The sequence below is a fragment of the Paenibacillus pasadenensis genome (assembly GCF_002864175.1).
Lineage (GTDB): Bacteria > Bacillota > Bacilli > Paenibacillales > Paenibacillaceae > Paenibacillus_O > Paenibacillus_O pasadenensis.
This window is the reverse complement of sequence record NZ_NFEZ01000004.1, coordinates 1,710,947-1,723,646: the sequence shown is the minus strand read 5'-3', so window position 1 is coordinate 1,723,646 and position 12,700 is coordinate 1,710,947. Positions and strand designations below refer to the sequence as shown.

The window sequence follows — 12,700 nt, the reverse complement described above, 5'->3', positions numbered from 1 at the left end:
CGCGTGACGGTGACGGATGAAGAATTGGTCCAAGGAATGATGGACGGAGACCAGGCGAGCTTCGAGGCGCTGGTCCACCGCTACCATGCTCCGCTCTCGGGCTTCCTGCAGCGCCAGCTGAAGGATCCGGGGCGGGCGGAGGATATCGTGCAGGAGACGTTCCTCAAGCTGATCCGCCAGCTCAAGGACCGGCGCAGCCCCGACAACGTGCAGGCGTGGCTGTACCGGGTGGCGATGAACCAGTGCCGCGACTATTGGAAAAGCTCCGGCTACCAGACCGACCGCAACCGCTTCGGCGAGCCGCCGGAGCGCAAGGACGAGCGGCCCTCCGTCGTGGAGATGGCCGAGCGCTCGGAGACGCGCCGCGAGATCCGGCAGACGCTCGAGGAGCTGCCGCAGGTGCAGCGCGAGGTCGTGCTGCTCCGCTTTTATCAGGATCTCAAGCTGCAGGACATCGCCGACGCGCTCCAGCTCCCGCTGGGCTCGGTGAAGACGCATCTGTACAAGGCTCTGCGCCGGCTCAAGACGAAGCTCGGCAAGGAGCAGAAAGCCCCGATGCGGGCGGAAGGAGGGGAACCGGATGGAATTGCCGAACGATAAGGAACTGAAGCAGCTGGAAGAGGAGCTTCGCGGTCCCCTGTCCTCGCTGCACGCGCGGCCGGTGACGGCCTCGGATACGGCGCGCCTGCTGGCGTCGCTGCAGCCCGCCTTCGACGGGCTGCGTCCGGAGCTCTCCGGCCGAGGCGTGCCGGACTGGATGGGCGGCAGCGTGCCGGACGCCCGCCGGCCGACGCTGCTCAAGCTGCTGCGCACGCAGCTCGGCGCGTATTCGCGGGCGTACTGGCTCGCCAGCCTCGGGGTATTCCTCATGCTGATGTACATCCTGCCGTACGGCTCCGGCGAAGAAGGCTCGTCGATGCTGAGCGAGGTGGGCGCCAAGCTGTCGTTGTTCCTGCCGATGATGTTCCTCTCCGGCCTGCTGTACAGCTTCCGCAGCTGGAACCGCGAGATGCGCACGATCGAGAGCATCACGCCGTATCCGCCCGCGCTGCTGCTGATGGCCCGCGTCATGATCGTCGGCGGCCTGAACGTGCTGTTCGGCGTGGCGGCCTCGCTCTATCTGGCGACGCGCATGGAGCAGTTCCCGGTGCTGCCGTTTATCCTTCAGTGGATGTCGCTCATCCTGCTCATCGCCGGCGGCGCCGCCTACGTCATGCTGCGGGCCGGGGTCAAGAGCTCGTTCGTAATCGGCTCGCTGTTCTGGATGGCGTGGAACGTCATGGAATACGTGCTGCGCATGCCCGAAAGCGGCAGCTCCGCGCCGGAAACGATCCGCACCGCCATCTACTGGCTCTGCCTTGGAGCCGGCGCGCTCATGATCTCGATGGCGTACCGCCGCAGCCTCGTCATCAAGCGGGTCGTCTAAAGGAGGCCCGCCGATGATCGAGCTGAGCGGCGTGCGCTGGGAGCGCCGGGCCGGCGTATTCACGCTGGACGTCCCCCGGCTGCTGCTGCGCGAAGGCATCACCGTCATGGCCGGCGCCAACGGCTCCGGCAAGTCCTCCTTGCTGCAGCTGCTGGCGACCGCCGAGTTTCCCGACCAGGGCGGCATCCGCTACGGCCTCATGAGCGGCGACCGCGATCTGGCGGCGATCCGCTCGTCGATCGGCTATGTGCCGACCGGGCTGGAGCTGTACGAGGACATGCGGATGGAGCGGCTGCTGCGCTATCTGTCCGAGCTCAAAGGCGAGGCCGGCCGCGCGGAGACCGACCGGGTCATCGGGCTGTTCCAGCTGGAGCCTTACCGGCGGCGCGCGATCAAGACGCTGCCGCAGGGCATCCGCCAGCGGATCGCGCTCGCGCAGTCCGTCATCGGCTCGCCGGACTACCTGTTCCTGGACGAGCCGCTCAACGCGCTCGACTCGGTCGAGCGGCTGCGGCTGATCCGCTTTCTCGCCTCGTACGCCCGCGGCCGCGCCGTCGTCGTCTCCACGCATGAGCTCAACGAGTGGGAAGCCTGGGCGTCCCGCATCCTGTGGCTGGCGGACGGCAAGCCGCAGTTCCACGGCACGCCGCAGGAGTGGACGTCCGCCCTGCCCGGCTCGGTCTGGGGAGGATCGGTCTCGCCGGAGCGCTACCGCGAGCTGCCGCCTGGCGACCTGCTGCAGGTTCGGCCAGAGCTGGACCTCTGGAGCGTGCGCCTGCTCGCAGCGGACTGTCCCGGGCCGGAGTTCGCCGTCCAGGAGCCGACGCTCGAGGACGCGTACTTCCTGCGCTCGCGGGCGCGGCTTCGAGAGGAGCAGACCCGCATCAACACAACTCTACAGAACGATCATAACGACATGTAAGATCAGTTAATGGTAGAAAAAGGGCTGCTCTTGGTGAATTATGTTAAATATTCACTAAGAGCATCCCTTTATGCTACTTACGAAGTATTAAATTGCGATTGTTCGACTTAAAATATTCGTTTCGAATTTTCAAAGAACTATTTCGGCATAAATAATTTTTCTCCAAATCTAGTTCTTAGCTCGTTTTGAATACTTAATGCTTCCTCCTCACTTGATCCCGTAACAACAAAATAATTGCTACTCTCATCCTCATCATTAATCCAAACATTTATTTTATGAAATTTTTTGTCAAACCAAATGACATTCGAAGACACTATGCTAAACGGTTTTTTTGGACTTAAATACATTAATGAAGCCATTCGTACTCCATCTTTTTCTTTAGTTATTATTAATTCGGTTTGATTAGTCTTTGATTCATTATAAGAGTCAATAAGAATATTCCCTTTAAATGTTGACTTACCAAATAGAGAATATTTCAAATCTCCTTTGATGTGAATTTTTGTTTTACTAAAAAAAGATGAGTTTTCCGAATCCATAACTATTGCATCTCGTTTAACATCTATATTTTCCGAGAATTTAAAGAAAACAAAAAAAAGAACAATTACAACGGTAACGAAAAGGGATTTCTTATATTTCAAATTAATCATCCTTTTTTAAAAAAAATTTCGTTTAAATGAGATAATATAAAATTTTAAAAATATTCTTTTTATAAATAGTAAAATTGGATCTCGCTTGAAAGCATTGTAATGGGTATTCGACAAGAAAAGCCTTGATTAATTGGATAACGTACGTTATCACTATTCCAAGTATCAAAACTCCTTTACGAATGCAATTTTTAATTTAATCGTTTAAACAGAGTCCGAGAGTTCAATCCCAATGCTGTTAAGCGGTTTTGAGATAAATGAAGCATGGTGTCGTAAACAATGTCGTGCTTCACAAGTCTTATTAAATTCGTATAAAGGTTTCAAAATTTCATTGCCAGAGTCAACTTCTCTTCTCAAGAACTTTTTATTAATTATTCGGTAAAGCAGAAGAAACTCTGATTTAATTTATCCGCAACTTTTCCAGAAAAAATTCAATAGATAAAAACCCACTTAAAGGAAGTAGATTTGAGAGAATGTTCCTTATTCTAAGTGTAGCATAATTAACAACTGATTTTAAGCTTCACTTTTCTACAACGAAAAATTAGTCTTTATAATGCGTTAAAAGGCCCTCTCTTTAGAGGACCTTTAAGAACTAAGTAATCGAACCTGGGACACTTGGATTAGTTCCGTGAATTGTAGTGGCTAGCTTATTTTGAATGGTTCTCATTTCAAGGGAAAATAAATAAGCATTTTTTGGTGCATAAGGGCTTAAATAAGCAGCTATAGCAGCGGAACCATTTCTATGATTATCAGGCCTTAAATCATATGTTCTTGAACCCATACCGATTTGAGCACTTTCCACAGCACCGGTCGATTTCTTATAATTGAATGAGAGCGTATTCCATGATAGTGTCCCTGCCATTGAAGATGAAACAAAGCTCATTATTTGCTGGTTATCTGATTGTCCAACTTTTTTCACATACATAAAATCGACATTCTCATACCAAAGATAAGAGTAGTTTACCGAAATATTTTCAATAACTGTAGTTTTCGAAAAATTAGAATCAGTAACGAAATCTTTCACATAATCATAAACGGTTAATCCGATATTTATCGGTAGACTAATTGTTTTAGCAGCATCTTTAGCTACTGTTGCAGCTAAATTCGTCGCTCCAGCTTGAAAGGAATTATCTGACTGAATTATTTTTCCATTGGCTCCTTTAAGACTAGAGTTTTGACTGTTAGCTTCTGCTGTAAGATGCTGTACTTCATAAGTTATCCCATCTTTAACCCAATTTTCGCGATAACTAGTCCAAGCAATATTCGATTGAGATGGTATGACCACATACGGACTTATTCTGTCATAATTAGACAAATTATTAATTTTCATTTTCACTTCTTGATTGCTTAAGAATTCCACACCTAATTTCTGCATCTCATTTCCAAGACGGTTCCATTCCATTAAAAACCCTGGTTTCTCTTCAGCTAAAACTATCGCTCTCTCTGCCATTAAATCACTAATCATTTTGTTTCTAGCAGGTATTTCTTGCGAATATAAATTAACAGAATTCACTTGCTCCCTTGGTTCTAATGAAACTATGTCTTCGCTTGTCGCCGCATTACTAATACCACTAAAACTTGTAGTGATAGAAACTAGACTAGCTACTATTAAGAGCTTACCCTTCACCTTCATGGTATATCTCCTTTTATTTGGGATATTATTAATATTAACATTTTAAACCAAAAAAAACAGGGACAAAAGAACCAATCCAATAATAGGTAATAATAGCTGTTGATATATCCTTAAAATAAATTAACAAGACTTTGGTACCAAAGAATACTGGAATATGCATAATCGGCAGCTTGATTCTTCGAAAGCTCTTGGCTTGAGGTGCCTTGCATCAGTCTAGAAAGACTTAGTTACCTTTAGTGACTGTCGATTTAATGTGGACAGGTCCATTTCACATTAAAAAGTTGACTTCAGGAAAACGAAAAAAAGGCTGTCCCGTACGATCCGGCTTCATGACCGGCATCGAGGGGAACAGCCTTTTTGCTTTTGCTACTTGGAGCCGGCTTGGTCAATCAAGCCGGCGGCGATGAGCAGCCGCTGCACGAGCGCAGCCGTCTCGGCGCGGGTGATCGGCCGCTTCGGCTCCAGCCCCTTGCCCGAGCCTTGGACCAGTCCATGGCGCAAAGCGGCCGCGAACGCATCCTGCGCCCATAGGCTGACCTGGCCGCCATCCCGGTGCGCAGCCAGGGAATCGGCGCCTGCACCGCTGGCGTCCATGCCTGCGATCGCCATCGCTCGGGCCAGCATCGTCAGAGCCTCCTCGCGGGTCACGCTGCGGCTCGGGTTGAACGAGCCGTGCCCGTCGCCCTGGACGAGGCCGTACGCCTGCGCCGCCGCGATCGAGCCCGCATGCCAGACCGCTGCGTCGACATCGGCGAACGGCGAAGCGGCGGAGCTCGGAGCGAGGCCAAGCGCACGCACGAGGATCGAGGCGATCTCGGCGCGGGTGACGGCCGCATCCGGACGGTAATGCTCGGCGTCAACGCCGCTGACGACCATCCGCGAGGCCAGGTCGTTCACGGCCGGCTCCGCCCAATGCCCTGCGACATCGGCGAAGGCGGCGGGATGGTAGACGAGCGCGTAGGCGCTGTTCGTCAAGCTGTTGACAATCGCGTATTGCGCCCCGTCCCGCATCTCGATGAAGGTCGGCACATGCCGGACCGTACCGTCCTTGCCGATGACGACAGCGGTCGTGATCTTGGCCGGATCCGCGCCTTGCGGCAGCGGCAGCTCGCGCTTCACATAAGAGCTGAAGCGGTCGATCGCGACGCTTTTGCCGTCAAAGGCAGCCGCCGCCTCGAACGTCACCGGCGCCGCGGCGACGTGGAAGCCTTGACGAAGGCCGGCTTGCCGCGCCAGCTCGGCTGTCGCCGCATCGCTTTGGACGACGTCGATCCGCAGCAGGATCTCCGACAGGCGGTCCGCAGCGCCAAGCCGCGCCGCCAGGCTCGCGATGTCGATCTGTCCCGCCGGCAGCGCGTAGGTGCCGCTCGGCGCCTGCACCTGCAGCTGCGCCTTGCGGGCGGCCATCGCCTGGACGACATCGCCGGTCAGGCGGACGGATACGCCGTCGACCGGCTCGTTCGCGGCGGGGATCGCCATTACGGCCCCGTCAGCCGCAGCCGCCAGCTGCTCCAGCAGCTGCGCGCGGTTGACGGACGCGACGAGAATCGTCTGGCCGTTCGTCTGCTCCGTCGCCGCCTGCACGAGCTGCCCCTTCGGCTGGCCGTTCACCGTCATGCTCAGGCCGGGAGAGGCCGTCGGCGTCGCTGTCGGTGTCGGCGTCGCTGTCGGTGTCGGCGTCGGCGTTTCGACCGGAGTCGGGGTCGGAGTCGATGATTCCACCGGCGTTGGCGTCGGCGTCGGCTCCTCCGTCGGCTGTTCCGGCTGCGGCGTTTCCGTTGCTTGCGCTCTCTGCACGCTCACCGTATAGATGAGCATGCTGCCGTCCTGCGCGCTCACCCGGATCTCGATGACGTTGTCGCCTGCCGCCAGAGGCAGCGCGGGCGAGGCTCCCCCTCCGCTCAAGGCATGAGGTCCGCCCGTCAGCTTGCCCGTTCCATCATACACGCTGACGGCTACGGTGCCGTACACCGCATCCGCCACGCTCGGCGTGACCGTCAAGCTGGAGATCTCGCTGGCCACGCTGGCCGAGTACCGGGTCGTGCCGCTCGAGAAGGCCGGGCTCAAGTCTCCTGCCGACAGCGACAGGCTTTGCAGATCGGCATTGCTCGACTTCGGCGTCTCGATGACATACGAGAACGTCACGACGTCGCTGTCGAGCAGATTCGGCCCTGCCGCGAACGCCTTCACCGTCACGGTCTCGCCGGGAGCGCCGCTGACGGCGACTGCCGTGCCGGCGGCGCTGGCCGTCGTCGGCTCCGTGCCGTCGGTCGTATAGTAGATGGACGCGCCCGGCGTCGTCGTCGAAAGAGCGATGCCGCTGCCGTCCGCCACGACGGAGCCGCTGGCCGGATCGGCTGTCGGCGCGGCCGCCTTCCGGCTCACCGTGACGTTGATCGTGCGGGCAGCCGAGCCTCCCGCTCCGTCGCTGACCGTGACCGTGAACGGGTCCGTGCCGAAATAGCCTGCAGCCGGCTCGTATTCGATCGCATCGGCCGGCGTCAGCCCGGAGCCTCCGCTGGCAGCGACGCCTTGGCCGAGGCTGACGGCTCCATGAGTCGGCGCTGTCGTCAGCGTCCAGCTCAGCGTCTGCCCGCTGTCGCTGTCCGTGACCTTCAGCAAGGATCTGACATCCGTCGGCGAAGAGTCCTGCGCGACCGCAAGCGCCGTCTGGCTGCCCTCGAATACCGGAACGGTGTTCTGGCCGAGCGTCTTCACGAACTGCCCCTGCGCGTCGAACATCAGGATCGACCTATGGTTGTCGCTGACATAGATGGTGCCGTTTCGGTCTGTCGCCACATGGTAAGGGGAGGTCAGACTCGGGGCTGTCAACGTCATGTGATAACTGCCGTCGCTGTTATACACCTGCACCCGCTTGTTGCCGCCGTCGGCGATATAAAGGCGATCGTCGCGGTCGACATGCGCGCCCCAAGGCTGATTGAAATGCATGTTGTCCGTGCCCGGTTTGTCCTTCTCACCGATCGTCTTCTGATACGTGTACTTGTCCTGACTTTTATTGTATGTGTATACCACTATCGTGTTTCTCAATACTTGGGAGATGTATAACGTTCCCTTGGAATCCGCCGCGATTCCTAGCGGCCTGTAGTCTACATCGGGATAGCCGAAGAGCTGCTTATAGCCGCTTCCGTCCGTATTAAAGCGGTAGATCATGTTGTTGTGGTCCGTCACGAAGACATGTCCTAGGCCGTCCAGCGCGACAGACTCCGACACTGCGCTGGCTGGAAGAGCAAGGCTGCGGAGATAGCTTCCTTGGCTGCTGTACACCTGGATGCGCTTGTTGGAAGTATCCGTTACATAGATTTCTCCCGTCGCAGCATCGACTGCTACCGTCGTCGGCGTATCCAGATGGGCGTTGTCCGCCCCTCTGATCCCCGTTTCGCCCAGCGTCATCGACAAGCTCTCGTTTTCGTTGAAGACCTGAATTCGATGATTGCCTATATCCGCGACATAGATGCGTCCGCTGCTGTCCGTCGCGATGCCGCGAGGACTTTTCAGGTCCCAGCCCGTGCGGACGGCACCGAATGCCGTCGGCACGGCGGTGAAGAGCATCGCGATGACGAGGAGAAGCGATCCCCATTTTTTCATTCGTATTCCCACCTTGTCCTTGAGTGATTGCGTTCCGCCTCGTCCAGTGTAGCAGGGCGATTCTCAACACTTTCACAACAATCTCGCCAAAAAACGACAAAAACGGCTGTCGAATGATGCTTCGACAGCCGTTTCCTGCTGCAGCCGGCCTTTGCTCGTCCCGGCCGGCCAGCCTTACTCCCGTCCCATCCGTTCCTTGAGCGCCAGCGCCTGGCGCGCGCCGCTCCAATGTCCCATCTGCTCCTGCGACTCGGCCAGCAGGTCGTAATACGGGCCATGCTCCGGCTCCAGCTCGATCAGCTTGCCGAGCAGCGCCAGCCGCTGCGCGGAGCCGGCTTGGACCAGGCCGGCTCTCAGCGCCGCCGTGAACGAGGAGCGCAGCTCGATCCGGTACGCGTCCGCCCACGGGTAATGCTCCGTCTCCAGGTAGTCGCCCCGGTAGAGCCCCGCCGCGTCCTGTCCGGCCTCCCCTTCCAAGCCGGTCTTCGACCGCTCCAGCAGCTCCTCCAGATCGCTGCGGATGCCGCCCGCGTCCAGCCAATACCGCTCGTCTCCATAATGGACGATCTCCCCGCAGCCCTCCGCCTTCAGCAGGCTCCGCAAATAATAGAGCGACGTATGCAGCAGCTTCTGCGCCCGCTCCGCGGAATCGTCCGGCCACAGATGCTCCAGGATGGCATATTTGTAGACCGGTCGGCCGCGATGATGCCAGAGGTAGGCGAACAGCTCCTTGGTCTTGCGGGTGCGCCAGGTGAGCAGGCGGCCGCCTCCGCCGTACAGCTCCATGCTGCCCAGCACCTTCAGCGACAGCGTCGGCGAATCCGGCGGCGGGACGAGGTCGAGCGGACTGGCTTGCCCGGTCCCGGTCCTCCCTGTCGTCGCGCCGCTCGGCTCCTGACCGGCGCCGCTGCGATCGCGCAGCCGGTCCCGCAGGCTCTCGTAGCGCGACAGCGCCTGAAGCAGCTTGTCTTTGGCGACGGGCTTGAGCAGATAGCCGATCGCCTCCGTGCCGAACGCATCCACCGCATAATGGTGGTAGGCCGTCACATAGATCACCTCGGCGTCCGGGCAGACGGCGCGCAGCGCCGCGGCGGCTTCAAGCCCGTTCATGCCGGGCATCTCGATATCCAGGAAGAGAAGCTCGGGCTGCAGCGCGCCGCACTGCGAGATCGCGTCCGCCACGCGCTGGAACTTGCCGACGACATCCACTCCGCCCGCCTCGTTCAGCTTGATTTCCAGGACATCGAGCGCTATTTCTTCATCGTCGATCAAAATCGCCCTCATGCGCGCTCCTCCTTCGTCACGATCATCGTCATTCGAGTCCCCGCCCCCGGGCGGCTGGCGATGTCCAGCTTGCGCCCATACCTCATCTGCAGCCGGCGGTTGACATTGCCGATGCCGATGCCGCCGGCCTGCCCGGCCTCCAGCCTGGCCAGCATCGCCTCGTCCATGCCGACTCCGTCATCCTCGACCCGGATCTCGACCCCAACCGGGATGCTGCGGATCGAGACCGTCACCGTGCCGCCCTCGGGCTTGGGCCCGATGCCGTGGCGGACGGCATTCTCCACGATCGGCTGCAAGGTCAGCGGCGGCAGGAGCGCGCGCGCTCCTTCGTCGACGACGCATTCCACCTGCAGCCGCGGGCCGAAGCGCAGCTGCTCGATCGCCAGATAAGCCCGCGCCAGCTCCAGCTCCCGCTCCAGCGGGACCGCTTCGGCCAGGACAAACGTAAACTTGGCGCGCAAATAGGTCGTCAGATGCTCGATCGTCTCGCGCAGCTTGTCCACGTCCTTGTAGCTCAGCCCGATCAGGGCATTCAACGTGTTGTACAGGAAATGAGGGGTGATCTGGGCCTGCAGGAAGTCCATCTCCCGGCGCACCGCCTGCTCCGAGGAGCTTTTCATCGCCAGCAGCGACTGGACGCGGGCCTTCAGCTCCGCCAGCTCGAACGGCTTGTGCAGAATGTCGTTGGCGCCGGCGGCAAAGGCGGCCACAATGTCTGCGGTCTGGCCGGACGCGGTGAGCATGAGCACAGGAAGCTCGGACAGCCCGTGCAGCGACCGGATCTCCCGGCAGACGTCCAGTCCGGACACGCCGGGCATCATCAGGTCGAGCAGCACGAGATCCGGCTGCCGGCGCCGCAGCGCCTCAAGCGCTTCCGCTCCGCTGCTGACCGCCGTGAAGCGATGTCCGAGCGAGGCGACCGCGTCCAGCGCCACTTTCAGATTGGACGGCTCGTCGTCGACGATCAGAATGTGCAGGGCTGCTGTGGAGCCGCCGCCCTCGCCCAAGCGCATCGGATGCAGCGCCGAAGCGCCGTGCCGCGCTTCGCTCCCTTCCGCCCGCATAGCGGAGGAGGGCGCTGCGGCAGCCGCGGCGGGCCGCTCCCCGGCATCGGCCACCGGCAGCGTGAACGTGAACCTGGATCCTCGTCCGACCTCGGACTCCAGCGACATGGCGCCGCCCTGCAGCTCCACCAGCTGCCGGGCGATGCTCAACCCCAGTCCGATGCCCTCGCGCGAGCCCGCCCCCGATTCGCGGCCATGGACGAACGGCTGGAACAGCTCCTCCCGCAGCTCCGGGGGAATTCCACGGCCCGTGTCGCTGACCGTCACCGCCAGCATGTCTCCCTGCCGTGCGGCCGAGAGCGACACCGTGCCGCGCTCCGTGTATTTCAGCCCGTTTTCGAGCAGATTGTGCAAAATCTGGCGCAGCCGATTCTCGTCCGCCAGGACGAGAGGCAGCTCCGCCGGCAGCTCGTTGCGCAGCCGAATGCCCGGATTGACCGATGCGATCGCCAGCGTCTCCCAGACGAATTCGGCGGAGACCCGCATGTCGACCGGCCTCAGCTGCACCCGCAGCTCCCCGTAGCGGATCCGATTCAGATCGAGGATGTCGCCCACCAGGCCGGCGAGCCTCCTCCCGAGCCGATTCAGCAGCAGGATGTTGTCGCGATGCTCCGCTTGGAGCGGAGTCTCGGCCTGGTCCAGCAGCGACTGGGACAGGTTCACGATGCCGTGCAGAGGCGTCCTCAGCTCATGCGACGTCTTGGCAAGGAACTCATCCTTTTGCCGATCCTGGATCAGCAGCCTCCGAGAGAGCCGCTCGCTCTGCACAAAGGCGGAGCGCAGCCGGTCCGACATCAGGAACGATTGGGACAGCACGACGAGCAGCAGCGTGACGACCATGTAGTAGGGACTGTCCAGCGCCAGCTGATAGCGCGTCTGCGCGAACACCCAGCTGATGATGAGGAAAAAGGTCCCGAGCAGGATGGAATAGACCCTTGCGCCGAGATGGCGCTTGCGAAAGATCGACGTGAAGATGAAGACGAACGAGAGCGTCTGCATGAGGATGCCGGGCCACAGGAGCGGAACGAGCCCCTCGTTGGGAATGAAGATGAGCACGGCCAGAAAGCCGTAGCTCGCTCCCAGGAACGCCTTGAGCCCCCTGCCGGGCTTGTCGTCCAAATACAGCCGGACGTAATGGATGAAGAACAGGATCGACAGCGACGGCACGATGAAGAGCAGCTTCTGCAGCGCCGGGAACGAGATCGACGGAAGCAGCGACGCGAGCACGATCTCGTTGTCGATGCTGAAGAACAGGCCGAGCGAGAGGCAGAACAGGCTGAAGTAGAGCAGGTAAGGCTCGCGCCTCCATTGCCTGAACATGCCGGCGAAATAAAGGCCGAAGACGAGCAGGGCCGTGACGAGAATCATGTCGCCCATGCGCGAGACGTCTCGCCTGGCCGCCACCTCCTCCGCCCGCCCGAACTCCGGCGGCTGCACGAGTCCGCCCGGCAAATACCGGTAGCTGGCCACCTGGATGACGATGTCGATCGTGCGGCTCTCCGCCTTGACCGTCCCCAGGACGGGCAGATTGCTCGGCACGAAGCGGCTCGGGTCCGCAGCGGGCGTTCCGCTGCCTCCAAGCTCGTCCCCCGCCGCGTAAATGCGGCTGGACAGGCGGATCTTTTTTGCTCTCACGCTGTAATATCCCGGCTCGCTCACCTCGATTCGGAGCCGGTACGTTCCCGCGCCGAAGCCGTCCGCCGAGTTCCAGTTGCCGGGCACGTTCAGCAGGCTTCGTTCGCTTTGCAGCTCCTTTTCGCTCTGAGCGAAATCGGCCGGCGTTAGAAGCCTGTCTTCATAAAATTCCCATTCTCCCTGCAGCGGGATGACGCCTTGCTCCGTAAAATCCCAATCGCGGGCGTCGAGGACGCCTGCTCGCGCTTGCGGATAGTTTTCGACGGGATGGAGCCAGTAGTAGACGACGATGGTAGCGGCGGCCGCGAAAATCAGGACCAAGCCGACGAGCAGGAGCAGTTGGTTCTTCATGTCGATTCCTTCCTGATGGCTGATCGGACGGCGTGAATCGTTCCCTCACGAGGAGGATAGCCGCTAGTTCATTATCGGAATAATCGATGGAAATGCTGAACAGCCCGGCTCCGGCGGATGCCGGAAGCGGGCTGT

Annotated in this window: 8 protein-coding genes; 3 read left to right on the top strand and 5 right to left on the bottom strand. The window is 58.9% G+C overall.

Annotation, left to right across the window (positions count from 1 at the left end; translation table 11 throughout):
• Positions 1 to 3: 3 nt before the first annotated feature.
• From B8V81_RS17105 to B8V81_RS17095, 3 genes are read left to right on the top strand one after another with little or no spacing between them, the layout of a single operon-like run.
• Positions 4 to 600 (top strand): RNA polymerase sigma factor, encoded by a 597-nt coding sequence (locus B8V81_RS17105; RefSeq protein ID WP_228551354.1) that lies wholly within the window; start codon positions 4 to 6, stop codon positions 598 to 600.
• Entirely contained in the window at positions 581 to 1,426 is an 846-nt protein-coding gene (locus B8V81_RS17100; protein ID WP_101808820.1) for a hypothetical protein, read from the top strand. The genes B8V81_RS17105 and B8V81_RS17100 overlap by 20 nt, the downstream gene beginning before the upstream one ends.
• A 13-nt stretch (positions 1,427 to 1,439) precedes the next feature.
• Positions 1,440 to 2,348, top strand: coding sequence for an ATP-binding cassette domain-containing protein (locus B8V81_RS17095; RefSeq protein ID WP_052333455.1), 909 nt, complete (start codon positions 1,440 to 1,442; stop codon positions 2,346 to 2,348).
• A 137-nt stretch (positions 2,349 to 2,485) separates the two neighbouring features.
• Here B8V81_RS17095 and B8V81_RS24950 read toward each other — a convergent pair whose 3' ends face one another.
• The 5 genes from B8V81_RS24950 to B8V81_RS17080 all read right to left on the bottom strand — a co-directional run bounded on the left by B8V81_RS24950 (position 2,486) and on the right by B8V81_RS17080 (position 12,565).
• On the bottom strand, positions 2,486 to 2,986 hold the full coding sequence (locus B8V81_RS24950) for a hypothetical protein (protein ID WP_127464568.1): 501 nt from the start codon (positions 2,984 to 2,986) through the stop codon (positions 2,486 to 2,488).
• 598 nt (positions 2,987 to 3,584) lie between these two features.
• Positions 3,585 to 4,625: a hypothetical protein gene (locus B8V81_RS24945; protein ID WP_127464569.1), complete on the bottom strand. Its 1,041-nt coding sequence runs from the start codon at positions 4,623 to 4,625 to the stop codon at positions 3,585 to 3,587.
• 366 nt (positions 4,626 to 4,991) lie between these two features.
• Entirely contained in the window at positions 4,992 to 8,231 is a 3,240-nt protein-coding gene (locus tag B8V81_RS17090) for an S-layer homology domain-containing protein (RefSeq protein WP_028599910.1), read from the bottom strand.
• A gap of 174 nt (positions 8,232 to 8,405) precedes the next feature.
• Positions 8,406 to 9,515 (bottom strand): response regulator, encoded by a 1,110-nt coding sequence (locus B8V81_RS17085; RefSeq protein ID WP_028599911.1) that lies wholly within the window; start codon positions 9,513 to 9,515, stop codon positions 8,406 to 8,408.
• The gene (locus B8V81_RS17080) at positions 9,512 to 12,565 is read right to left on the bottom strand and encodes a hybrid sensor histidine kinase/response regulator (RefSeq protein ID WP_101808819.1); all 3,054 of its coding nucleotides are present in this window, start codon (positions 12,563 to 12,565) and stop codon (positions 9,512 to 9,514) included. Before B8V81_RS17080 ends, B8V81_RS17085 begins: the two co-directional genes overlap by 4 nt.
• Between the last annotated feature and the right edge of the window lie 135 nt (positions 12,566 to 12,700).